This is a genomic window from Microcoleus sp. Pol11C3 (assembly GCF_036701485.1).
Lineage (GTDB): Bacteria > Cyanobacteriota > Cyanobacteriia > Cyanobacteriales > Microcoleaceae > Microcoleus.
Map to the genome: position 1 here is coordinate 1 of NZ_JAUBQW010000033.1, position 25,025 is coordinate 25,025.

Annotated in this window: 20 protein-coding genes; 7 read left to right on the forward strand and 13 right to left on the reverse strand. The window is 46.2% G+C overall.

Annotation, left to right across the window (positions count from 1 at the left end; translation table 11 throughout):
- Positions 1-250: 250 nt before the first annotated feature.
- The 7 genes from QUA40_RS10365 to QUA40_RS10395 form a co-directional block, all read right to left on the reverse strand.
- Positions 251-2,140: a tetratricopeptide repeat protein gene (locus tag QUA40_RS10365; RefSeq protein ID WP_333124887.1), complete on the reverse strand. Its 1,890-nt coding sequence runs from the start codon at positions 2,138-2,140 to the stop codon at positions 251-253.
- A gap of 251 nt (positions 2,141-2,391) precedes the next feature.
- The gene (locus QUA40_RS10370) at positions 2,392-6,972 is read right to left on the reverse strand and encodes a tetratricopeptide repeat protein (protein WP_333124890.1); all 4,581 of its coding nucleotides are present in this window, start codon (positions 6,970-6,972) and stop codon (positions 2,392-2,394) included.
- A gap of 549 nt (positions 6,973-7,521) precedes the next feature.
- The gene (locus QUA40_RS10375; protein ID WP_333124892.1) at positions 7,522-8,130 is read right to left on the reverse strand and encodes a 50S ribosomal protein L25/general stress protein Ctc; all 609 of its coding nucleotides are present in this window, start codon (positions 8,128-8,130) and stop codon (positions 7,522-7,524) included.
- 64 nt (positions 8,131-8,194) lie between these two features.
- Positions 8,195-8,566, reverse strand: a complete 372-nt coding sequence (locus QUA40_RS10380) for a hypothetical protein (RefSeq protein ID WP_333124895.1) — start codon at positions 8,564-8,566, stop codon at positions 8,195-8,197.
- Positions 8,566-8,784 carry a hypothetical protein gene (locus QUA40_RS10385; RefSeq protein WP_333124898.1) on the reverse strand — a complete coding sequence of 73 codons (219 nt, stop codon included), beginning with the start codon at positions 8,782-8,784 and terminating at the stop codon, positions 8,566-8,568. The genes QUA40_RS10380 and QUA40_RS10385 overlap by 1 nt, the downstream gene beginning before the upstream one ends.
- A 26-nt stretch (positions 8,785-8,810) precedes the next feature.
- On the reverse strand, positions 8,811-9,017 hold the full coding sequence (locus QUA40_RS10390; protein ID WP_333124900.1) for a hypothetical protein: 207 nt from the start codon (positions 9,015-9,017) through the stop codon (positions 8,811-8,813).
- A 155-nt stretch (positions 9,018-9,172) separates the two neighbouring features.
- A complete protein-coding gene (locus QUA40_RS10395; protein ID WP_333124902.1) occupies positions 9,173-10,513 on the reverse strand; it encodes an adenylosuccinate synthase in 1,341 nt (446 codons plus the stop codon).
- Positions 10,514-10,768: 255 nt separating this feature from the next.
- Here QUA40_RS10395 and QUA40_RS10400 point away from each other — a divergent pair, with 255 nt between their 5' ends.
- From QUA40_RS10400 to QUA40_RS10420, 5 genes are all read left to right on the forward strand, one after another.
- Positions 10,769-11,806: an adenosine deaminase gene (locus QUA40_RS10400; protein ID WP_333124903.1), complete on the forward strand. Its 1,038-nt coding sequence runs from the start codon at positions 10,769-10,771 to the stop codon at positions 11,804-11,806.
- Positions 11,807-12,054: 248 nt separating this feature from the next.
- Entirely contained in the window at positions 12,055-13,359 is a 1,305-nt protein-coding gene (locus QUA40_RS10405) for an aspartate aminotransferase family protein (RefSeq protein ID WP_333124905.1), read from the forward strand.
- A 293-nt stretch (positions 13,360-13,652) separates the two neighbouring features.
- Positions 13,653-15,131, forward strand: a complete 1,479-nt coding sequence (locus tag QUA40_RS10410) for a TldD/PmbA family protein (RefSeq protein ID WP_333124908.1) — start codon at positions 13,653-13,655, stop codon at positions 15,129-15,131.
- A 139-nt stretch (positions 15,132-15,270) separates the two neighbouring features.
- Entirely contained in the window at positions 15,271-16,617 is a 1,347-nt protein-coding gene (locus QUA40_RS10415; RefSeq protein WP_333124911.1) for a TldD/PmbA family protein, read from the forward strand.
- A 253-nt stretch (positions 16,618-16,870) separates the two neighbouring features.
- Positions 16,871-17,995 (forward strand): THUMP domain-containing protein, encoded by a 1,125-nt coding sequence (locus tag QUA40_RS10420; protein WP_333124914.1) that lies wholly within the window; start codon positions 16,871-16,873, stop codon positions 17,993-17,995.
- 276 nt (positions 17,996-18,271) lie between these two features.
- Here QUA40_RS10420 and hpxZ read toward each other — a convergent pair whose 3' ends face one another.
- From hpxZ to QUA40_RS10435, 3 genes are all read right to left on the reverse strand, one after another.
- A complete protein-coding gene (hpxZ, locus tag QUA40_RS10425) occupies positions 18,272-18,658 on the reverse strand; it encodes an oxalurate catabolism protein HpxZ (protein WP_333124917.1) in 387 nt (128 codons plus the stop codon).
- A gap of 91 nt (positions 18,659-18,749) precedes the next feature.
- Positions 18,750-19,169 carry a peptidylprolyl isomerase gene (locus QUA40_RS10430; protein WP_332982885.1) on the reverse strand — a complete coding sequence of 140 codons (420 nt, stop codon included), beginning with the start codon at positions 19,167-19,169 and terminating at the stop codon, positions 18,750-18,752.
- A 236-nt stretch (positions 19,170-19,405) separates the two neighbouring features.
- On the reverse strand, positions 19,406-20,275 hold the full coding sequence (locus QUA40_RS10435; RefSeq protein ID WP_333124919.1) for a prohibitin family protein: 870 nt from the start codon (positions 20,273-20,275) through the stop codon (positions 19,406-19,408).
- A 135-nt stretch (positions 20,276-20,410) separates the two neighbouring features.
- Between QUA40_RS10435 and QUA40_RS10440 the strand changes: the two genes are divergently transcribed.
- Both QUA40_RS10440 and QUA40_RS10445 read left to right on the forward strand, forming a co-directional pair.
- A complete protein-coding gene (locus tag QUA40_RS10440; RefSeq protein ID WP_333124922.1) occupies positions 20,411-21,202 on the forward strand; it encodes an RNA ligase family protein in 792 nt (263 codons plus the stop codon).
- 15 nt (positions 21,203-21,217) lie between these two features.
- Entirely contained in the window at positions 21,218-22,378 is a 1,161-nt protein-coding gene (locus QUA40_RS10445; RefSeq protein WP_333124924.1) for an AAA family ATPase, read from the forward strand.
- A 34-nt stretch (positions 22,379-22,412) separates the two neighbouring features.
- On the opposite strand, the gene QUA40_RS10450 is transcribed toward QUA40_RS10445, so the two are convergent.
- The 3 genes from QUA40_RS10450 to QUA40_RS10460 form a co-directional block, all read right to left on the reverse strand.
- Positions 22,413-23,093, reverse strand: coding sequence for an HAD family hydrolase (locus QUA40_RS10450; RefSeq protein ID WP_333124927.1), 681 nt, complete (start codon positions 23,091-23,093; stop codon positions 22,413-22,415).
- A 235-nt stretch (positions 23,094-23,328) separates the two neighbouring features.
- A complete protein-coding gene (locus QUA40_RS10455) occupies positions 23,329-23,538 on the reverse strand; it encodes an acetyltransferase (RefSeq protein ID WP_333124929.1) in 210 nt (69 codons plus the stop codon).
- A gap of 27 nt (positions 23,539-23,565) precedes the next feature.
- A complete protein-coding gene (locus QUA40_RS10460) occupies positions 23,566-24,732 on the reverse strand; it encodes a zinc-dependent alcohol dehydrogenase (protein ID WP_333124932.1) in 1,167 nt (388 codons plus the stop codon).
- Between the last annotated feature and the right edge of the window lie 293 nt (positions 24,733-25,025).

The window sequence follows — 25,025 nt, forward strand, 5'->3', positions numbered from 1 at the left end:
CTTCAGATACAATACTCAATCCCAAGAAAACTTTTCCCTCAACTTGAGTACAAGTTTCAACCCTAATTCCCGGCAAGCCTAATAGATAGTCTATATGGAAGCTCATAATGGTAAATGTATTGGTATATACATTTTACACCATAAACTCAGGAGAGCCAGATGTTCTGACGCGCTGGTTTCAATTTTTGCAGATTGAGTCGTTTATACCCTAAATCAGCAACGCCGAATAAAACTTTAGGTGAATCACACCTTAGTCACCCAGTAGAGCCTTTTCTAATTTTTGGTAATACTGGCTAAAAAAACTAGGATCGAGTTCTATAGCCTTCAAGTAAGAAGCAACAGCTTCACAATTCCGAGCTTGTTTGGCTAGAACTCTGGCTAAATTATGGTGAGACCAAGCAAAATTAGCATCAACCTCAATAGCTTGGCGGTATGAACTAATAGCTTCTTCAAGATTTCCCTGGGCGGCCAGGGCATCCCCTAAGTTGTGGTGAGACCATACAAAGTTTGGGTTCAGCTCAATAGCTTCATTGTAGGCGGTGATAGCTTCGTCAAGAAAACTTTTTTGTTGAAGGACATCCCCTAAATTATGGTGAGAGCCAAAGTAGTTTGGCTCGATATAGATAGCTCTTTCGTAGGCGACAATAGCCTGATCTAGATTACCTTGTTTTTGCAGAGCTTCCCCTAACTTGTGGTGAATTTGAGCATCCTCTGGGTTAAGCTCAACAGCTTGGCGATACGAGGCTATCGCATCTTCTAAAGAATTGTTTATTACAAAAGCTTCCCCTAACTTCTGGTGGATTTCAATATCATCGGATTTAATTGCAAGGGCTTTTTGATAACAACCGATTGCCTCATCCACCCGATTTTGCTCTAACAAAATATTGCCTAATGGTTGGTATAATTCATACTCGTCAGCCTTAATCCCCAGCATCTTTTGGTAAGTCTCGACATTCCTTGGGTTAAGTTCGATCACCTTGCGATAACACTTGATCGCCTCATCTAAATCCGACTGAACTTCTTGTGTAAGAGACGGGATACAATATCGCTGTTGTAGAGCATCTCCTAAATGATGATAAACCACCTCCGAGTCGGGGGCTAGCTCAATAGCTTTGCGATAGGAGTCTATCGCTTCGTCCCAGCGCTGAAGTTGAGCCAGAGCAAATCCTAAATGGTCTTGAGATTCAAGAGAGTTGGGTTCAATCTCGACAGACTTCCGGTACTCAGCTACAGCTTCGTGCCACCTTTGCTGTGTCGCTAAGGCATCGCCTAAATGAAAGTATACGGTAGCAACGTTGGGGGCAAGAGCGATCGCTTTCCGATAACAAGCGATCGCCTCCTCCCACCGCTGCATCAGCGACAAAGTATGCCCTAAATAGTGGTGAACGATCGCCGAACCCGGTTCCAACTCAGTCGCCTTCGTGTAAGCCGCTATCGCCGAATCCCATTTACCTTGTGCCACTAAAGCCGTTCCCATTTTATAGTAAGACCAATGCAAATCAGGCTTCAACTCAATCGCCTTCCGGTAATAACCCACGGCTTGTGCTAATTCATTCTTGCCTTGCAAAGCTTCTGCCAACTTCAGGTACAAATCTCCCTCGCCTGGATTCAGCTCGATCGCCCTTCGCAAGCAATCAATCCCTTCATCAACCCGTCCCAACCTTGCCAAAGCCTCCCACAAATTCTGGTAAGGCAAAGCCGATTCTGAGTCAAGCTCTATCGCTTTTCGCAAACAACTTATAGATTCATCCAGTTGGCCTTGCAAGCACAAAGCCTTGCCCAAACTATTGTGAAACTCGTAGAAATCCGGATATATTGCCACAGATTTGCGGTACGCAGCCACTGCTTCATCAAGATTGCCCTTCTGTTCCAAAACCTCCCCTAAATTGTGCCAATACCAAGCCGAATTTGGGTTAAGTTCGCAGGCTCTGCGGTAACTTTTCTCCGCCCCATCTCGCTGTCCCAATTTCGCCAAAACTTCACCCAAATTCTGGTGATACCAGGAAAAATCCGGGTTGAGTTCAGTACAGCGCTCGTAGGCGGCGGCGGCTTCCTCTAATTTACCCTCCTGTTTCAGGAGGTTGCCTCTATGAAAATAATTAGAAGCAGTCTCTTCATGCACTTGTAATGAGTTATTCATAATTTTGTACCGGAGATCTTATTTTTTTTTGCTTGGTCGAGCGGGGTTTATAGCTATCTCGAATCTGACATCTTGCACCGTCAATAAATGAATTTTGCGCGGGGTGGGGCGGGTTTATTTAACCTCTCTGCACCCTTTAAAGCTATTGGTGAACCCGCCCCTACCGGTTCTTGATATTGGTGCAAGATGTGAGCGGGCACTCACCACAGGTTTTAGGCTTAAGTTGAGACCCTAAACTTATGGGCATATTCCTAATGACTCGGCTGCCAATTCTTGTCCTCCAATCTGATACCGCTGTCTTGACAAGCTCTGGTTAAATGAGGGCTGTAGTAAGGGTCATTATCAATATATTTTTGCCACCGGCTTTCAATCAGCTTTGATTCCTTCCTCAGCCGCTCTTTCTTTTCAGGCGAATCCTCGTAACCGCGGCTTTTAGATTCGTGGTGGTAGAGAACTACATGAGGCAGGTAAATATTTCGGTACCCTTTCTCTAGCATTTTCAAGCACAAATCCACATCATTGTACGCCACTGTTAGCTCTTCGTCAAACCCCCCAATACTCTCAAATACTTCGCGGCGACACATTAAACACGCAGCAGTTACTGCTGAAACATTGTTCATGCCTACCACATTCCCGAAATAGCCAGGAATCGATCGCGGCATATGGTAATAACTGTGACCGGCAACTCCGCCACCGAGTCCCATCACTACTCCCGCGTGTTGGATCTTGTTATCTGAGTATATCAACAAATTGCCCACAGCTCCGATCGAGCTTCTCTGAGTTTGTTCCACCATCCCCTCAATCCAATCGGGAGTAATTACCTCTGTATCGTTATTCAAAAACAGCAAGTAATCTCCCTCCGCTTTGCTAGCAGCGTAGTTGTTAATCTTAGAGAAATTGAACGGAATATCTAGGCGATAACTTTTAAACCTCGCTGATTCCTTAGCCACCCATTTAGCCAGAATTTCCGCCGTGTGTTGCTCTTGACTGCCGTTATCGATGACGATAACTTCGTAGTTGGGGTAGACGCTCTTAGTAAAGATAGACTCCAAGCAATTGTCCAAAACCTCCCCCAAATCCCGCGTCGGAATAATGATGCTGACCCGCTTGTAATCCGCTATTTTGTAGCGTGCAATAAAGTGTCCCAAAAAGTAGGGAACACCTTCAATTTTCCCCGGTTCGCCCCGGCGTTCGATCGCCTCTTGCAAAGCTTTTTGCCCTGCATCATAGGCATAGGGTTTAGCCTCTACACCGCCAGCAGCCGAACCTGCGTGCATTCTCCAGTGGTAAAGAATTTTAGGGATGTGAAAGATTTTGTCAGTTTTTTCGGTAAACCTCAAAACCAGATCGTAATCTTGAGCTCCCTCAAAACCCGGTCTAAAACCGCCGATTTCATTGATTAGCGATCGCCTGTAAGTTCCCAAATGGCAAGTGTACATCCGAGATAAAAATGAATCCGGACTCCATTCTGGCTTGAAGAAAGGATTTATCAGTTCCTGATCCTGATAAATCTTATCTTCATCTGAATAAATCATGTCCGCTTCCGGGTGGCGGTTCAGCAGCAGCACCACTTCATATAACGCCTCTGGTGTCAGCGTATCGTCGTGGTCTAATAAAGATACAAATTCACCCGTCGCCAATTCCAAAGCAGAATTAGAACAGTGAGAAATGTGACCGTTTTTGGTTCTGTAAGCTACTTTGATCCGGCTATCTTTGGCTGCATATTCTTGCAAAATTTGCTTGACATGAGGCGCGGTTGATGCGTCGTCCGCAATGCACAATTCCCAATAAGGATAGATCTGATTGAGAACAGATTCTATTGCCTCCTGCAAATAATTTTCTGGCGTATTGTAAGCAGGCATGACAATACTAATCAGCGGCTTGTAGCTAAAGATTTCTAATGTTTCCGCCATTTTCCGCAAGTCAGATTCTCTGGGGCTGTTCTTAGCGCGCCACTTGGTGTAAGCAGGGTCTTGACCGAGGAATAGGGAATCTCGCAAGTTTTGATAATCCAAACCAAAAAGTTTCGGATCTAGTTTGCTCGCCGTCTGATAAGCTTCCAGAGCTTCCGAAAGCTTGTCTTGTTTAGCTAAAGTTTTTGCTAAATTGTGGTACGACCAGCCAAAGTCAGGAGCAACCTCGATCGCTTTCCGATAAGCAGCAACAGCTTCATCAAGCCGACCTTCTTGTTGATATACATCGGCTAAGTTGTGGTGCGACCAAACAAAACTTGGATTCAGTTCTGCAGCTTTCTGATAGCTTTTAATAGACTCATCAACTTTACCTACCCCTTTCAGGACATCGCCTAAATTGTGGTGAGTTCCAAAGTAATTGGGATTAATTGAAATTGCTTTGCGGTAGGCGGCCACAGCCTCGGCAAATTTACCTTCTTCTTGCAGAGACGCCCCTAATTCGTGGTACTCCGCAGCTATCCCAGGGGTGTGTTCGATCGCACTTCCAGAGTGTCCCTGAACAGCGCGATCGCTCTTTTCTGCCGCCCTACTTACACCCTTTTTTTTTAACACCTCTTCTAACCGCTCAGAAATAGCCCGATCGCCCGGCCGAATCTGCAACGCCATCTGATAAAAGACGATCGCCCCATCGGGCCAATTTTTCCGCACCAAAGCATCCGCCAACTCAACATAAAGGTCAGCATCATTCGGCGCAATCTCCAGCGCCTTGTGATACAACTGCACGTCATCACGATTCTCCTGAATCGCACGCCGGTACAAACGCATCGTCTCCTGCAAATCCCACTGCGATCGCATCCTCAAAGCATCAGCCAACTTTTGCGAAATCCACGGCAAATCCGCCTGAATTTGCACAGCATGGCGGTAAGCGGCGATCGACTCATCCCACCGTTCCAGCTTCTCCAAAGCCGTCCCCATGTTGTAATAAGTCCACGGAAAATCAGGATTTAACTCGGCCGCGCGTCGGTAAACATCTATCGCCTCATCCCACCTTTCCATTTCTAGCAGCACGTCGCCCAACTTGCTCTGCGACCAGAAGAAATTCGGATTAACTTCGTTAGCACGCCGATACGCAACAACCGCCTCATCCCACCGTTCCAAATTCACCAGCGCTTCTGCTAAATTGTTGTGCGCCCAAAAATGGTCAGGATTGAGTTCGATCGACCTTTGGTAAGCCGAAATTGCCTCATCCCACCTTCCTAGTTTAATTAGCGCGTCTGCTAAATAGTTGTGCGACCAACTAAAATCAGGATTTAATTCTGTTGCTTTGCGGTAAGCATTCACGGCTTCTTCCCACCGTTCCAACTTCAGCAACACATCTGCTAAATTGTTATGAGACCAGCTAAAATCTGGATTTAACTCTATCGCCTTGCGGTAAGCATTTACAGCTTCTTCCCACCGTTCCAACTTAACCAGCGACTCAGCTAAATTGTTGTGCGACCAAGAAAGATCGGGATTATTTCTAATAGCGTTGCTGTAAGCTTCTACTGCCGCTTCCCACTGTTCTTGACCCTTAAGAATTTCGCCCAATTCGTGATAAGCTGCGCCCGCATTCGGGTTCAACTCAACCGCGCGCCGGTAACACTCAATTCCCTTCTCTACCTTACCTTGCTCGATCAAAGTTTTGGCTAAATTCTCGTGTTCCTCAGCCGTGGCGGATTTCGGGTCGATCGCAAATGCTCGATACCAAGCCTCAGCCGCCTCCTCCGACTTGCCTAACTGACTTAACAGTTTCGCAAAATTGCGGAAAGCACCGGCAAAATCCGGTTTCAGGGCGATCGCCTTTTCGTAAGCAGAAACCGCTTGCTGCCACTGTTCTTGCTGCGCGCAAATGCTGCCGTAATTAGCATAAGCTTCTGCAAAATTTGGGTTAATTTCTATTGCTTTGACATAGCAACTTTTAGCTTCATCAATTTGGCCACCAGCTTGCAGGGCGTTACCCAGCATTTTGTAAAGCGGCGCTTCCGGCTTAATTTGCAGCGCCTTCTTGCAAGCTGCGATCGCCTGTTCCAATTTGCCCTGAGCAAAATAGCCTTCTGCCAGTATTTTGTATGCTTCTGGATCTTCTATATTAATTGTAGAATTAACTGCCTGCTGCACGGGCGGCTTGACGGGCGGCTTGACTGCGGTAGCTGCGGGCTGCTGTTTAACTGCTGCACCGTTTGTCGCAGTTGCCCCCGCCAAAGTTTGCTCTCCCTCGCTGCCGTTTCTCGCATGAGCTGCGTTGAGTTCAATAGCTTTGCGATAATATGCTGTCGCTTCCTCTAACTTGCCTTGTTTTTTTAGCGCTTCGCCCAAATTTTGGTAAGCAGTCGCCACATTAGGATTTAATTTTATGGCGCGATCGTAACAGGCGATCGCTTCGGGGAATTTTTCCTGCCGAAAAAAAGCGTCGCCCATATTCAAGTGTTCCCCAGGCGCTACTTTTTCCGGTTCCAAACTAAAGGCTTGATACCAGCACTGCTGGGCTTCTTCCGGTTTGCTAATTTGTCCAAATACTTTTGCTAAGTTCCGGTACACTCCCGCGAAATTCGGCTTAATCGCGATCGCCTTTTGATAAAATCCGATCGCCTCCTGCCATTTTTGCTGCTGCGCGCCCAGGCTGCCCAAATTCGCGTATACTTCCGCAAAATTCGGTTCTATTTCTATAGCTTTCGCGTACCAGTGCCGCGCCTCTTCCATCCTGCCTTGAGATTGCAGCGCGTTGCCCAAAGTCTTGTAAGCTGGTGCAAAATTGGGATGAATCTTTAAAGCTTGCTCGCAGGAGGCGATCGCTTCTTCTAATTTTCCTTGGGATAAGTATATTTCTCCCTGTTGGTTAAATTGAACCGCTGTTGATTCTGTACTGACTGTTGATGGCATAGCGGCGGCGGCTCCAGAGGCAGGAATTAAATAGGGTAGTCAAAACGTTTCACTATTATAGTCGAGTTTGACACTAAGAGTAGCGGGCTTGTTCCCCCAATTCTTAATTTTTTTGACTCCCCGTGCTGGCAAGGAACCGGGATTCTCGGCTAATTTTTAGATTTTACTGCTAAAGATGTAAGAATCAGCCCGGTTTCTGGGAGATTGACACGCCAGTCCAGCCTTTTGTACATTCCGGTCGATCGCCCGTTTTGTAAATAAAAGTAAACACTGCCGATTCTTGCTTATGGGAGGCTTTCTTGTGGACTGGGCAAGGGAGATTGCACCCTTTTCTATAGGCTTTTTACCGGGGGCTAGGAGCAACGGCCCACAAGAAAGAAATTCACTCTTTGTGAAACAGGCCGGAAAGCCTGTTTTTGAGCAGGGTGAAAGATGTGCGATCGAACCCAAATTAGAATAGCCTTTTTAGCAAAAAACGATCGCCCTTTTGGGAGAAAGCGATCGCCCTTTTTTTTCAACAATTAGTTAACAACTATTAGCAATTACTAATTAAGCTGCTGCTGCGGCTGCGTCTTCTTCTGCATCTTCGGCTTCAGAACCTGCTTGAATTCCCAGCACAGTAACAACCACCTGCTCTGGTTCGCCGAGAGCTACCACTCCCGCAGGCAAAACTAATTCGTTAATGTGCAGCGCATCCCCAACCTTTAAATTAGAAATATCTACTTCTATTGATTCAGGAATGCTGTCAGGTTTGCACTTAACTGCTAGTTGCGTCAGCACGGTATCCAAGATGCCGCCTTCTAACTTGACGCCGACAGCTTCGCCGACAAAATTCAGCGACACTTCAACTTCCAGGCTGTCTTGACTTGCTACGGAGAAAAAGCTCAGGTGGTAAGGATAGCCCTTCCAAGGATGAACTTGAACTTCCCGCAGCAAGGTTTTTCCGCTCCAAGAGAGGTCAGGAATGCTCAGGTCAATTAGGGCATTGTTGACTACGTGCTTTTTGAGCAGGTGTTCGACTGTTTTGGCTTTGATGGTAAGGGAAATGGATTCAGAGCCTTTGTGCCCGTAGAGGACGGCGGGAATCAATCCAGAGCGGCGGAGGGCGTTAGGTTTGCTGCCTTCTGCCCGCTTTTGACATTCTACTGCGAGTTCCATTTTCTGACTTTCTGCTGATTGTTTTCACATTTTACCAGAATTGTGATATTGCGATCGCGCTTAATTAAACGACCCGCTGAAGATACTGATAATCTTCGTTTTCAACACATTTTAGCAAGTCCAGCAATTTCCTCAAACGGTAGGTTGCTGTTTGATACTCTTCTTTGAGAGGGGAATCTCCCAGCTTGGTGAGGACGGTATCGCTTTCGCAGATAATTGCATCGCGGAAAAAATTTCTGAGCTTCTGGCGAATATCTCGATCTAACTCAACTACAGGTAGCTTCTCCTCTTCTTCATCTATCAAAATATTTCTGGGGACAGATTTGCCGATTTTGGAAAATTCTGATTGGGCCAACCACTCGTAAACGTCTTCCGACATTTCGACATAGTGCGGTGGTCGAGCAGTTTTGAAGGCATAAAAAATAATATCTAACATTAGCTTTCCTCTTGACCTTCCTGATTCAACAACTCACTTTCGGGAAAATTTTCTACCCAAGCTACATCTGCTTTGTCGAATACAGCCTTAGCCGGTTGAGTAATTTTTCCTGTGGTAATAACTCCAATCACAGTCCCTTTTTGACATATTTCCTTAGCTTTTGTGGAATCTATTTTCTTGTTTTTCCAGGCTTTGATTTCAATATGCGGTTCATTCATTATTGTTTATATTTTTTTTTTATAAATTAACGCTTGAATTCGCTCTGCCAATTGCGGAGTAGCTGTTTAACTCGCGGAACATCCCGAGCGTTGACTATCAAAATATCACCTTTGGGATTGTTTCCGGTTGTTCTCTTGGCTTGTATTCCTTCTTTCCCTAGCTCTATTATAACCCACCCAATCATGTCTCTGTGAACTTCTAGCCGTGCTATCAGTTCATCCTCGTCAGTCATTTACGTAACTCCTTGTAAATAAGGATGCACTTGACCTCGCCGTGGATCAAGTGCACTAATCTCCTGGAACATTGAGCTAGGTGGGTCGCGACGAGACTGCCAAAAGCTTCGAGTATTATGGATCGAGACCCAACATTATATTTTACCTGACAACGTTAGGCTGGTGCTGCTACTGGCGTACCGTCAGCAGAGAGCAAAGCGCGTTTCGGGCCGTGAATCGGGTCTTCTACAATAATAGTTTGGTCGCGGCTCGCACCGAGAGAAACGATCGCGATCGGCACTTCCATCAAGTCTGCCAAAAACTTTAGATAATCCAATGCTTGCGGCGGTAAATCTTCCAAATTCCGGCACTCTTCCGTAGACTGCTTCCAACCGGGAAGGGTTTCGTAAATAGGTTGGCAGCGAGCAAATATCCGGGAACTTTTCGGGAAATCAACACATTTTTCGCCGTCAATTTCGTAAGCAACGCAAACTTTTATTTCTTCTAATTCATCCAAAACATCTAGTTTGGTAATTGCCAGACAGTCAAGGCCGTTGATACGGACTGCGTAGCGGCCGATTACTGCGTCGAACCAACCGCAGCGACGTTTCCTGCCGGTTGTCGTGCCGAATTCTGCACCTCTCTCACCCAAAATTGCGCCAATTCCATCTACCATTTCGGTAGGGAAGGGGCCTTCTCCGACGCGGGTTGTATAAGCTTTTGCTACACCAATTACGCGATCAATCGCTGTTGGGCCGACTCCGGTTCCCACACAAGCCCCACCAGCGATGGGATTGCTCGAAGTAACGTAAGGATAAGTACCGTGATCTAAGTCTAATAAAGTGCCTTGCGCCCCTTCAAACAGAATATTTTTCCGCTTGTGAAGTCCCTCATAAATCTTCAGGGAACTATCAACTACGTGCGGCCGCAAACGTTCAGCATAAACTCGATATTCATCAATTACGTCTTGCGGATTTAAAGGCGGCAAATTGTAGAGTTTTTCGAGAAGGACATTTTTACAATTAATCGTCCATTCCAATTGTTCTTGCAACCCGTCCAAGTCCATTAAATCTAGCATCCGAATGCCAGTGCGTTCCGACTTGTCGGCGTAAGTAGGGCCAATGCCGCGTCCCGTCGTCCCGATTTTATAATTTCCCCGCTGGGTTTCCGATGCTACATCAATTAATCGATGATAGGGCATCGTTACGTGAGCTGTCTCCGAAATCATCAGCGAGGTTGTCGAAATATTCAGTTCCTCTAACTGGTCTAACTCTGCAATTAGAACTTTAGGGTCGATGACCGTGCCACAGCCGATAATACACTCTTTATCAGGGTAGAGAATCCCGGACGGAATTAAGTGCAGTTTGAAAGTCTGACCGTTTACTACCACGGTGTGACCGGCGTTGACGCCCCCTTGGTAGCGGACAACGATATCTGCGGATTTGCTGAGCAAATCGGTAATTTTGCCTTTTCCTTCATCGCCCCACTGGGCGCCGATCACAACTACGTTAGCCAAGGGTTTCTCGCGTTCAGTTCAGGTTGACACAATCTCCGATTATCTATGAATGCGTCCTAAATGTCAATCAATTTTAGATTTTAGATTTTGGATTTTAGATTTTAGAGGCTACGCCACGGATACATCGGTTCGCAGGTCGATCGGATACGCAAATGAGTGAGAGGCGATCCACAGACGAGTCCGGGGGCAACAGAACCCATTGTTTTCGGTCAAATTAATTTTTGTTAAGATTGAGAAAATAGAGGCTTTGTTGCCATGACTTTACACGCTGAGTTGCACCGCCATCTGGGTGGTTCTGTCGTTCCTAGGGTGCTGTGGCGGTATTTCGATCGCCACAATGCTGAGATGGTTAATCGATTTCAAAAATACTCGGAGTTTGAGGAGTTTTACACTCGTCCGCGCAATACTCTCAATGAGTATTTGGAACTGCACACGCTGGTAGAAAGCGTGCAAACTGTTGAGACGTTGCCTTATTTCATCTATCGGTTGATGCGGGGCGCTTACGTGTTTGAAAATCTGGCTTATTTGGAGTTGCGCTATACGCCTTATTTGCGGACTCCAGAACATTTGAATCAGTCAGAACGCATTGATTTGATGGCAGAAATTGTCAAGGTTGTGGGCAAGGCAAGTCAAATTAGCGATTGTCCGATTGTTACCAGCCAAATTTTGTGTATGCACTCGCGTTTACCCTATGAGGTGAATCGGGCGATCGTAGATTTGGCGGCCGGGATGGGAGAATATGTTTGTGCGATCGATATAGCTGGGGGCGATGATTGTATTGGCGAACGTTTGGAGGAGTTTGTCGGATTGTACCAGTACGCGAGGTCGATCGGCATCAAAACTACCGGCCACCTCTATGAAACTACCTCTGGCTGTTATCCCGAACTTCTGCCTTATCTGATGCGTATCGGCCACGGGATTCAAATTCCCTTAAAATATCCCGAACTGCTGCCAGAAGTCGCGCGCAGGGGTCAATGCTTGGAAGTTTGCCCGACTACCTATCTCAAAACGGGGACGTTGCAGGATATGCGCGAATTGAAGGTTGTGTTCGATCGATGTTTTGAAGCTGGTGTCGATATTGCCATTTGTACTGACAACGCGGGATTGCACAACGTGCGATTGCCTTTCGAGTACGAGAATTTGTTAACTTTGGATATCATTGATTTTCGGCAGTTGCAAGCGTGTCAAGAAGCTGCTTTCCGCCATGCTTTCGCGTGGCCCTACGACGAAAGGCCTGTGAAAATGCTAACCGGTTTGTTGCAGCATGAGTCTGTGGAGGCGATCGTTAGTTAAAGAATATCTATTTAATGAACCGCGAAGGCGCGAAGGAAGAGAAAGAAGAAGATAGGTAGATGTCTTCCGGCAAAAACTCTACTTGGAAATAAGAAAAAGCTCTTTCTTCTCTTCCTTCGCGCTCTTTGCGTCTTCGCGGTTCGTTTAAAAGAAATGTTTGTAAACTTATAATAAGTGTCGAGCCATCGATACTCAGCTACAAGCTATAGTTTGGATGCACAAGTATCAATATAAAAGGATAAAAAAACATGACAAATATGGACGCTTATTGGATGCCATTCACTGCCAACCGACAGTTTAAAGCCAATCCGCGAATGTTGGTTGCTGCAAAAGATATGCACTTTACAACAGATGATAACCGCTCAATTTTAGATGGTACTGCGGGGCTGTGGTGTGTGAATGCAGGGCACGCCCGCGAGACAATTGCCGAAGCAGTTAAACAGCAGGTTTTGCGTTTGGATTACTCCCCGGCTTTTCAGATGGGACATCCGGGTGCTTTTGAATTGGCGGAACGTTTGGTAAAGATGATTCCGGGCAATTTCGATCGCGTTTTCTTTACTAATTCGGGTTCGGAATCTGTAGAAACTGCTTTGAAAATTGCGATTGCTTATCACCGGGTAAAAGGTGAAGGAACTCGCCAACGATTAATTGGTAGGGAACGCGGCTATCACGGCGTTGGTTTTGGGGGAATTTCTGTCGGCGGTATCGGTACAAACCGCAAGTTTTTTGGCAGTTTGCTGACGGGAGTCGATCATTTGCCTCACACTCATAATCTCGAACACAATGCTTTCAGCCGCAAACAACCGGAATGGGGAGCGCATTTGGCGGATGAATTGGAGCGGATCGTCGCTTTGCACGATGCGTCTAATATTGCAGCGGTAATTGTGGAACCGGTGGCTGGTTCAACGGGGGTTTTGATTCCCCCGAAAGGTTATTTGGAGCGACTGCGGGCGATTTGCGACAAATACGGAATTCTGCTGATTTTTGATGAGGTAATTACCGGATTCGGGCGCGTTGGCTCTAGTTTTGCAACGGAATATTTTGGGGTGGTTCCCGATATTGTGACGGCGGCGAAAGGGATAACTAACGGTACGGTGCCGATGGGGGCGGTGTTTGTGAAAGAGGGCATTTACGATGCTTTTATGAATGCTCCTGAAAATGCGATCGAGCTTTTTCACGGTTATACTTATTCTGGTCATCCTGTGGCTTGTGCTGCTGCTTTGGCGACGCTGGATATTTATGAGGAAGAAAGGCTGTTTGAACGAGCTGATAAGATGGCTGGTTACTGGGAAGATGCGGTGCATTCTTTGAAGGGGGTGCGGCACGTAATTGATGTCCGCAATCTGGGACTGGTGGCAGGTATTGAGTTGGAATCTCTTGCTGGGAAGCCGGGGAAACGGGCTTTTGATTGTTTTCTTCAGTGCTATGAAAAAGGCTTGCTAATTCGCACGACGGGTGATATTATTGCTTTGTCGCCACCGCTGATTATTGAGAAGGAACATATCGATCGCATTGTGGAAATTTTGACAGGGGTTTTGCAGGAAATGGAGTAGGATTTAACGAACCGCGAAGGCGCGAAGGACGCGAAGGAAGAGAAAGAAGAAGAAGATGTTTTTAGGTAAAGACTCTAGTTAGAAATGACATCAAATTCGTTGGTATCGGAATTATTAATCTCTCTCTTTTCTTCCTCTACGGTGTCTGCGGACTCTGCGGTTAATCATTCCCAAACAACCGTAAACGATATGAGAAAGACCTCTCTCTTTCCTTCCTTCGCGCTCTTCGCATCTTCGCGGTTTATTCCAATATGTTATAATAATTAACAACTAACGACGAATGACGAATAACTATGGTGCAATTAACTGCAAAAATCTCTGCTAACGAGTTAGCAAATTTGGCTGTAGATTTGATTCGGAAAACAGGTTGCGAGTACGGTGATGTACGTTTTTGCAGTTACCGAAGGCAGAATCTTTACGCGCGCGATAGATCTTTAAGCCAACTGTCTGATAATGTAAGTTCCGGTTTTGGCGTGCGAGTGCTGCTAGACGGGGCTTGGGGGTTTGCCGCCAGTCACAGCAAAACGCCGACAGAGGTTGCAAGAATAGTCGCTTTGGCTGTAGAAATCGCTAAAGGCAGCCGCTTAACTCAAAAGGAACCGGTGCGGTTAGTGCCTGTCGAAAAATATGTCGATACCTACATTACTCCCATCGCCATTGACCCTTTTTCTGTACCCGTTGCTGACAAAGCAGAACTGCTGCTAACTATCAACGAGCGGCTGCTAGCACATGGCGCACAAGGCATCAAAAAAGCTTCTTCTTTTTTGCAGTCAAGCCGCGAAGACAAGGTTTTTGCTTCTACAGAAGGCTCGCTAATCGAACAAACAATCTACCGCAGCTATCCGGGTTTTGGCTGTACGGCAATTGCGGGTGGCGATGCCCAAAGTCGCAGTTACGAACGCCCGCCGATGAATATCGGTTACGAACATATTAATCCCGATGATTTGTTAAGTCAAGTCGAAAGAGTGGCCGCCGAAGCTATTGAAAAAGTCAGCGCTCCCAAAATCCCGGCTGGTATTTGCAAATCCCTGATTCTTAAGCCGACAAATTTGTATTTGACAATCCACGAATCAGTAGGACATCCAACAGAATTAGACCGGGTTTACGGCTACGAATCTAATTTTGCCGGCACGAGCTTTGCTACTACTGATAAGTTAAATAAACTGCAATACGCTGCACCTTGGGTGAATTTTAAGTGCGATCGCACTCAACCAGGTGGCCGCGGTACAATGGGTTACGATGATGAGGGCGTAAAATCACAAGATTGGTACGTTGTCAAGGATGGAATTTTAGTTGATTATCTCACTGATAGAGAGACGGCTTATCGCCTCGGACGTGCCAGTAGTAACGGTTCTGCTTACGCTGACAGTTGGTCGAGTGTGCCGATGGTGAGAATTCCTAATTTGGGATTGGAACCAGGCCCGGATGGCGGCAGCCATACTGCTACTTTGGCAGAGATGATTGCGGATACGGAAGATGGCATTTTAATTGACGGTGTGGGCAGTTTTTCGATTGACCAGCAGCGGCGCAATTTTCAATTCGGCGGCGATGCTTTTTGGAAGGTAGAAAAAGGTAAAGTTGTCGGTATGTTGAAGGATGTAACTTATCAGGCGATGAGCACTGATTTCTGGAATCAAATAGATGCGCTCGGGCCGGCTTCGGAGCGGGTTCAATGCGGTACGAATATATGCGGAAAGGGGGAGCCGATGCAGGTTGCTCAAATGACTCACGCTTGTGTGCCGGTGCGAGTGAGGGATATTCAAATTGGGTAATAGGGCATGGGGCATAGGGCATCGGTTCTTAGTTATTAGTTAATTGTTAACAATGCCCAATTCGCAAGGCCCAATTTGCAATGCCCCATTTGCAATGCCCAATTCGCAATGCCCAATTCGCAAGGCCTAATTACCAATCATGATTGTAACAACATCGCCCGCACTTTTAAGTGAAGACCAAGCCTTATCTGTAGTAGAAAAAGCAGTCAAACTATCCAAAGCAGAGGAAGTATTTGTCAGTCTCTCTACTGGCGAAGAATCTCTTTCGAGATTCTCGGAAAATCAAATCAGCCAAAATATCAGCAAAACTGTATTTAACCTGAGCATTACTAGCTATTTTGGCAACAAAAGCGCCTCTGCTGCTGTTACAGAATTTGATGAAGATGCGATCGCCTCCGCAGTCAAGCGATCGGAAGAATTGGCCAGAATTGCGCCAGCAGACCCCGAATGGATGCCACTTCTGCCGCCTCAAACCTACGATTTGCGATCGCCCGCATTCGACACAGCAACGGCAACTGTATCGCCTCTAGCACGGGCCGAAATGGTGCAGCAAGCTTGCGCGAGATCCTCCCAGGGGGGCGCTCATGGTTCGGGCACTTTGAGCACTGATGCGTCGCTGTACGCGATCGCCTCGTCAACCGGACTCCGCGCCTGCAACCAGTCTACAGAGGCGGATTTCAGCTTTACTGCTCGCGTTGAAGACGGTTCTAGTTGGGCTCAGAGCAGTGCTTGGAGTATCAACGAATTGCCCATCGCCCAATTAGCAGAACAAGTGCTCGATCGGGCGATCGCATCCCGCAACCCGCGGCCCATCACTCCCGGCGTTTATCCGGTAATCCTTGACGGTGCTGCTTTTGCAGGCTTGCTACCGTGGGTGATTTGGGGGCTGGATGCGAGGGCGGCGGATGAGGGGCGATCGTTTATGTCGATCGCCGATGCAGAGGGAAAACCAGCGGGAAACCGTGCGGGGGAACAACTTTTTAGCCCGTTAGTGCAAGTGCAGCGCGATCCGGCTCATCCTTTGTTGCGATCGAATACTTTTTTCGGCGACGGATTGAGCAATAACTATTTGGAAATCATCAAAGATGGCGTCCCTCAAAGTTTGTCTTATTCCCGCTACTGGGCCGCACAAAAAGGCAAAGAGGCAAAAGGTGCTTATTACCCGATCGTGATGGCAGGTTCCGACCAAAGTTTAGCAGATTTAATTGCTCAAACCGAGCGCGGAATTTTCGTCAGTCGAGCTTGGTACGTGCGCTACGTGAATCCGAAAACTTTGGAAGTAACGGGAATGACTCGCGACGGTACTTTTTGGATTGAGGATGGCAAAATTGCTTACCCGATTAAAAACCTGCGTTTCAATCAAGTTTTACCTGATATGTTGCGCGATGTGGATGCAGTTAGCGAGGTGAAACGTTACGGCGGTAGTGTCGTGCCTGGAGTGCGCGTGAAAGCTTTTAATTTCACGAGTATTACTGACAGTTTGTGAGTTGCAGCGGTGAGGTGCGCGCGAACCCACCCGCCGGAGGTGGGTTTTTGTATCGGTAAGGTAGATTGGGTGCGGGTTGGGGGGATCGCCTGTTGACAAAGCTGTTCGGAAAATTAGTATTTTTTTAACTGAGGCATCTACCTTAAGGTAGAGTATTGTTTGTGAGGCTTAGGATTAAAACCAGCTACTATCTAATTTAGAGCGATCGAGAAAAACCAATTCCCAATTCCCAATTACCAATTATCAATTATCAATGAATCAATATTTTGCTACAGTTGCGCGCGGATTAGAAACTATTGCCGCCCAAGAATTAGAACGTTTAGGGGCCCAGGATGTCAAGCCAGATTTTACTGGGGTTTACTTTGCGGGCGATCGCGCTTTATTATACCGCGTCAATCTTTGGTCGAGAACAATTTTTAGAGTGCTAATGCCGATCGCCGAATTCCGATGTTACAACTCGGATATGCTCTACCGCGAAGTGCAGAAAATCCCTTGGGACGAATACTTGTATCCCGACAATACTTTAGCAGTCAACTGCACCGGCGGCAACGAAAAGTTGAACCACACACACTTTACAGCTTTGCAGGTCAAAAATGCGATCGCCGACCAACAGCGCCTTCAATTTAACAAGCGTTCTAATGTCGATGTAGAGAATCCCGATTTGCTAATTAACCTTCACATTCATCAAGATAGAGCTATTTTAAGTTTAGACAGTTCTGGTGGCAGTTTGCACCGCCGAGGATATCGACCGGCGATGGGGCTTGCTCCCCTCAAAGAAACCCTAGCTGCGGCTTTGTTAGAGATGGCAGAATGGACACCTGATTTGCCATTTTTAGACCCGATGTGTGGTTCTGGAACATTACCTTTGGAAGCGAGTTTAAAGGCTTTGAATATTGCACCGGGATTGTTTAGAGAAAAGTTTGGATTTATGACTTGGCGGGATTTTGACGAACCTTTGTGGGATACATTGTGGGCAGAAGCTGAAAATAGTGAGTTACCGGAACTTAAGCAAGTGGTTGCTGGGTGCGATCGCGATTCCGATATGTTAACTCAAGCTCGCACGAACGCGCAGCAAGCAGGTATTGCCGGTAAGATTCAGTTTGCTCAAACCGAGTTATCTCAGTTGGAAGCACCGGCAGACAGAGGCGTTCTGATTTGCAATCCTCCCTACGGAGAGAGGCTCGGAGATGCTAGCGAATTAGGAGATTTGTACAAGATGTTGGGGGATATTTTCAAGAATCGTTTTAAAGGTTGGAATGCGTTTATTTTGACTGGAAATAAGGAGTTGGGTAAAAAGGTGGGACTTAGGACATCGCGGCGAATTCCTGTTTTCAATGGCTCGATTCCGTGTACTTTGCTCAAATATGAACTGTATTAGGGGAGAGGAGTTGCAAAAAAAAGAGGTACTAATAGTAAAATAAAAAAAGAATACATACCGAATTACACTGCTCAACAATAATCAAATTAAAATACTAATTTTACATTTGAATATATTGTTTTATTACCTTTAATATACTGTCAGGTAAATTAACCACAATATTTGTAGGGCGGGTTTCACAAACAATCTGTAATTCACATCCATTATATCTATAAACCCGCCCAGCCCGATCGACAAAATTTCATTACGGGAAATTCAACGGAAATGACTTAACATCTACACCGGCAAAAAAGAAACGTGAGCCGAAACAATCTTCCACCCTTGAGGAAACTTGCGCCACATCTGACTCTGCCGCCCCACCCGCACCACTCCATCCATTACACGGCGAAATTCCAGCGTCACAGCCGCCGTGTCTGCATCGAAAGTCACGACTTTGAGGTTGAACATTTCTCGATCGACATTTACAGGCGATCGCCCTTTGCGAAAAGCCCTCACCTCATCACTCCCGTACAGGTTCTCCGTCACCCCAAACCGCACGACTTCCGGCGCATCCCAGAACAAATTATCGAGAGTTTCAATATCATTCGTACAAAGAGCTTTTTCGTATTTTAAATATAGTTCAGTTAACTGGGCTGTCACAGCAGAATCATTGATAACAGTCATAAATTGTAGATTTCAAAAATCTTAATTTTCACAAATTTTGTTTGCAATAAGGACTAAAGTCCTTACTACAAACGCAACTAATTACTGGAAATTAATGCTCAATTTTGAGGGAAATAATCTTGTCGCCTTGGCGGATAGCATTGACGACAGACATATCCTCAGTTTTGCCAAAAGTTGTGTGAACTCCATCTAGATGAGACTGGGGAGAATGGCAAATAAAGAATTGGCTACCACCCGTATCTTTACCTGCGTGAGCCATTGATAAAGTTCCAGCCAAATGTTTGTTGGAGTTAATTTCGCACTTTATTTTGTAGCCAGGGCCGCCAGTTCCATTACCTTTTGGACAGCCACCTTGAATCATAAAGTTAGGAATGACTCGGTGAAAAGCCAATCCATCGTAAAAACCTTTTTCCGCCAAGTCAACAAAATTCTTCACTGTGTTAGGCGCATCCGCATCGAACAATTCCAAATTGATTGTGCCTTTGTCGGTTTCCATAATAGCGCGGGTCATGATTTCTCCTGGCTTCCTAAAATGAGTGTGTTGCCTGCGTGTTAATTGCGGACTTCGCTTTTATAGCGACAGGTTTCAAACTGTCGTTATATTTTGGCTTTCAGCAGTGTAGCATATTCCGGCAACTCTCATAGGACTTATACGCGCTTTCTGAGAAAACCCGGTTTCTTACGAGATTTCTCGTTAGCAAAGCCAATATTTTTGGAGACACCAGATTTGTTACCGTCAGTCATATTTTAATTGTTGGTCACTTGTGCGTGTTCGTGTTCTTCCTGAAGATCGTTCATATTAAAAATGAAAGGAACCCGACTCGATCCTGCGCCCATAACCAGCACTTTTGGCATCTGAGCCCCGCCGCTTCTCCAAGCTTCGATCGCCTCTTTTTGCAGCACTAAATCGCCGCCTTGAGCCTTCAAAGTTTCAGCCAACAGCCTTTGAGCTTCAGCCCTACCTTGAGCGCGGTTAATGTCAGCTTGAGCTTGTTGTTCTGCTTCCTGAGCCACATAAACAGCCCTTTGCGCCCGCTGTTCAGCAACCTGTTTCTCCTCAACTGCTTTTGCAAAATCTGTGGAGAATCGAATGTTAACAACGCTCGTATCGAGCACGATTACATCATACTTTGATAACCTTTCCTTCAGCGCAGTATCAAAGTCTCGCTTCAGTTCACTTCTTTGAGTAATAGATTGTTCAGCGGTTCTCAGTGCAGCCGCTGTTTTAAATGCTTCTTGCGTCTGAGGAGCAATAATTTTTGAGACTATATTCTCCAAAGTTCCTTGAGTCCTTCTGATCTCCACTATTTTCTCAGGATCGAGGCGGAAGTTGATCGCAAAACTAGCATTTAAATCCTGAAGGTCTTTAGTTGCACTTTGGGCGGGAACTTCAAATTTTTGCACTGTTACATCGTAGACATCTACCTTGGATATTAGCGGGGGTCTGAGGTGAAACCCCTCTAACAATGCTCCATCTGTGGCTTTTCCTAAAACGCTGACTACCCCTGCTTCGCCTGGATTGATGACGACAAAAGAGTTTAAGCCGATGAGTAGCGCGCCTACTAATAGAACCCCAGCGATTGCTGAGGATATGCTCTGAAAACTTTGATTTTTCAACTTACACGCTCCTTTGTGCTCATTCCATTATAATCGTTAAATAGATTTGGTCGCCTCTCAAGTCTCAAATCTAAAATTACAATCTAAAATGGATGGGGTTGCCTTTCAAATCTCAAATCTAAAATGGATGGGCTGATGCTCAAAATTGTTAAATATCCTAGAACTTATCACATCGAAGGTTCGCGTTTCCAACCGGGTGATGAAGACCTCGATAGCGTGCCATTTAGCGCCCTGAGCGATCGCCCTCTAATTCTTGAAGAAAAGGTAGATGGCGCTAATACAGGCATCAGCTTCGCACCAGATGGACAAATGCTGCTGCAAAGTCGCGGCCACTATCTCACAGGCGGGCCGAGGGAAAAACATTTTAACTTATTCAAACAGTGGGCTTTCAGTCTCAGCGGGCCGCTGGGAGAAGTGCTGGGAACTCGCTACATTCTTTACGGCGAATGGCTTTATGCCAAACACACTGTTTTTTATGATTTTTTGCCGCACTATTTTATGGAATACGATGTGCTGGACTTAGAAACCAGTCAATTTCTGAGTACAGAATCCCGCCGCAAGTTGTTAAGCGGGTTGCCGTTAGTGTCAGTTCCCGTGTTGTTTTCTGGAGTGCTGAAATCTTCAAAGCAAATGATGCAGTTTGTGGAAAAATCTAATTTTATTCAACCCGGACATTTGGAACGCTTGCGTTTGTACTGCGGGGAATTGGGATTAGATGAAGAACGGTGTTTGAAAGAGACTGACAAGAGCGATCGCATGGAGGGTCTGTACATTAAAGTCGAAGAAGATGGCATAGTAAAGGCACGTTACAAATACGTGCGTGCCAGTTTTTTGACTGCTATTAAAAATGCCGAAGGACATTGGCTAAATCGCCCCATTATACCCAATATTCTGCGTCCCGATGTGAATTTATTTAATTTTAGTTAACCAGCAGGTGAATTTATGAATGCACTGTTATCGCCCTCGGCCACTTGGACTTTTCCCTTTTGTCCCGAACCGCCCCATTGGTTTCTGGATTGGGACGGTATTCAAACGCATTTCGACTGGATTGACAGCCTCAAAGGATGTCAGCAAGACCCGATTTACCACGCCGAAGGAGATGTTTTTATTCATACAAAAATGGTCTGCGAAGCATTAATCTCATCCCCAAATTGGCGGCAACTTCCCGAAAAAGAACGATCGATACTTTTTGCCGCCGCTTTGCTGCACAATGTCGCCAAACCAGCCTTTACAAAAATAGAAGCTGACGGCAGAATTAGCTCAAAAGGTCACGCCCGCCAAGGTGCGAGAATGGTCAGACAAATTTTATCTCAATTCGAGCCGCCTGTGCAGTTTGAGATTCGCGAAACAGTTGTGGCGATCGTCAAATTCGGCAGTTTACCCATCTGGCTAATCGACAAACCCAATCCGCAGCAGTCTGTAATTAAAGTCAGTCAAGTTGTCCGCTGCGATTTCCTCGCACTTTTAGCCGAAGCAGACGTGCGCGGCCGACAGTGTAGCGACAAACAAGAACTGCTCGATAAAATAGAACTATTTCGTGAGTTTTGTCAAGAAAATAATTGTTTGGATTCTCCCCGACAATTCCCCTCCGCACACAGCCGATTTATCTACTTCCGCAAAGAGAACGGCCACCCGGATTACGAAGCATTTGACGACACTAAATGCGAAGTAATTTTGATGTCTGGCTTGCCAGGAAGCGGTAAAGATTATTGGATTCGGAAAAATCTCCCAGATTTGCCAGTAATCTCGCTGGATGCACTGCGAAAAGAGATGAATGTGCCTCCCGACGAAACCCCGGGGAATGTGGTCACAGCCGCCAAACAAAGAGCGCGCGAATACATAAATGAGGGGCGTTCTTTTGTGTGGAACGCCACGAATACAACTAAACAAATGCGGCAGCAATTAATTAATTTTTTTGCTGCTTATCAAGCGCGAATTCACATTGTTTATCTGGAAGTACCTCTAGAAGAAATATTGCAGCGGAATCGATCGCGCACAGCAACAGTACCGGAAGCAGTCATTCGCAAATTAGCTGCGCGCCTGGATATTCCAGATATCACAGAAGCCCATCAGGTAGAGTGGATTGTGAGCGATCACGCTTAATAGTGGCAATCCACCCGCGATCGCCCGTATTACTTCAACGCCCTACCAATTCCTTTTTCCCTAAAATAGAATCGTCATAATGCGCCAACAAATCAGCAGGGTGATCGTAAATTGCCGCAGCATTTGCTAGCGAAGCATCATCGAAACCTCCGCACCGAAAAGCAATTACTGGCACCCCGCACTTGCCCGCAGCTTCGATATCGTAAGGAGTATCAGCTAACATCACAGTCTGACTCGCTTCCATCTGCAATTTGCTCAAAGCAGCTTCCACAATATCCGGTTCCGGTTTAGAAGCTTCCGCATCACTCGATGTCGCCGCTTCGTCGAGTAAATCATCTACTTGTGCAGCTTTCAGCAAATCGGAAAGTTCTTCGCTGGTAGCTGAAGTAGCAATAATTAGCCGCAATCCTTCTTGCTGCATTTTTAACAGTAAATCCCGCGAACCCGGGGTTGGAGAAAGCTCAGGAGCAAAGCGGTTAATAATCAGTTCTTTGCGCCGCTGTGCAATCTTTTTCCCGTCGCCTGCTTCGTCGGAAAGTCCTGATACCATTTTGGGTATAACTTTGTCGCCTCCCATGCCAATTAGCGGGCGCACTTTCTCAAACGGCACGTCGTAGCCGTAAGCGGCAAATGCCTCTACCCAAGCTTGAGCGTGGGCGTCATTGCTGAGCGTCAGAGTACCGTCAATATCGAGAATTACTGCTTGCAATTGCATAACTTATTTGTGGTTAGTTATTAGACTTATTCCCAAAAATTATTTTGTAGTAAAAACTTTAGTCCAAAATTATTTAATTAGTCAATCGGGGACTGAAGTCCCCACTACGCACTTTTAGACAGGGACTTCCGTCTCAGAGCAATTTTTAGGGTTAAGCTGACACCTATGTGCCCTGTTCCTACCCCTAGCTTCCCCCTCCTCCCCTTGTTAAGGAGGATTGGGAGGAGCAGTTGAATCAATGAGTTTGATAATTTTCTTCAGTCCAACAGCGCGGTAGAGTTTCACCGGAAGGAAACACTAAATTAGTTTTTGGAAAACTTGCTGTCTCTTGCTCTTCTTGACCAGCTTGATTTTTTCCCGGCACTTCATTTTTTGTAGGGCTGATTAAAGCATCTACATCGAGGATTTCTATCAAGTCGCCTGATTCTTTTTCTTGTAAAAGCATAGTTTCTCCTTGAACGGTGAATGCGAGTTAGGGTTTGAGGACAACTTTGATACAGTTGTCTTTTTTGTTGAGGAAAATCTCGTAGGCGTGGGGCGCTTCATCCAACTTCATTCGGTGCGTAATTACGAATGACGGGTCAATTTCGCCTTTTTGAACGCGATCGAGCAAAGGCCGCAAATAGCGTTGAACGTGCGTCTGTCCCATTTTCAGGGTCAAACCTTTGTTGAAAGCTGCACCTAATGGCACTTTGTCTACGAAACCGCCGTAAACGCCGGGAATTGAGACTGTGCCACCTTTGCGGCAAGCTACGATCACTTGTCGCAGGGCGGTGGGTCGATCGCTCTCCAAGCGCACGGCTTGCTTGGCTTTGTCGTACAAAGCGTCGAGGCCTGTGCCGTGGGCTTCCATCCCCACCGCGTCGATGCAGGAGTCTGGGCCGCGTCCCCCCGTCATTTCGGTGACGGCTTCCCCAGCGTCCATTTCTTCGTAGTTGATGATTTCAGCTTTGGCCGCGGCCGCCATTTGCAAGCGTTCCGGTACGCGGTCGATCGCAATTACTCGATCGGCCCCCAGCATAAACGCGCTTCTGATCGCAAATTGTCCGACCGGCCCACATCCCCAAACAGCTACAGTATCCCCCGGCTGAATGTTGCAGTTTTCAGCCGCCATATAACCGGTAGGAAATATATCGGTGAGGAACAATACTTGTTCGTCAGAAAGTCCGTCGGGAATTTTTAAAGGGCCAACATCTGCAAACGGAACCCGCGCGTATTCTGCTTGACCTCCTGCATAGCCGCCCGTTAAATGCGAGTAGCCAAACAGTCCCGCCGGCGAATGACCGTAGATTTTTTCAGCCAATCCTGCATTGGGGTTGGAGTTGTCGCACAGCGACCACAAATCGCGGTTGCAAAAGAAGCAACTGCCGCAAGAAATAGTAAAAGGAATGACGATGCGATCGCCCTTTTTTAAGTTCTTGACTTCGCTGCCGAGTTCGACTACTTCCCCCATGAATTCGTGACCCAGGATGTCGCCCGATTGCATGGTCGGGATGTAGCCGTTATAAAGGTGCAAATCTGAGCCGCAGATTGCTGTAGATGTGATTTTAACTATCGCATCGCGCGGATTGATAATTGTTGGGTCTGGTACATTATCAACTCGCACATCATTGGCTCCGTGCCAGCAAAGAGCTTTCATTATTTTTTCCCTCTAGTTAACTACTAGCTAGCAGATTTTTGATTTTAAATCTTAAATTTACTACGCCGATAAATTACCTGCTTGGATATTTTAATTCTAAGCATATAAAATATATATTCTCTCTATCCGAGGTATAATTCATAAATCTATCTTCCGGCTGTTTTCAATAACAAAAAGGTAAAGTTTATGCCCCTAAAGTGCGGGAAATTTAACATTCTTCTGTTAACCCCCAACATTTATAGCAACCGCGCCCGACTGTTAGGACGTTCTTAATTACTGAAACCATTGCGGAA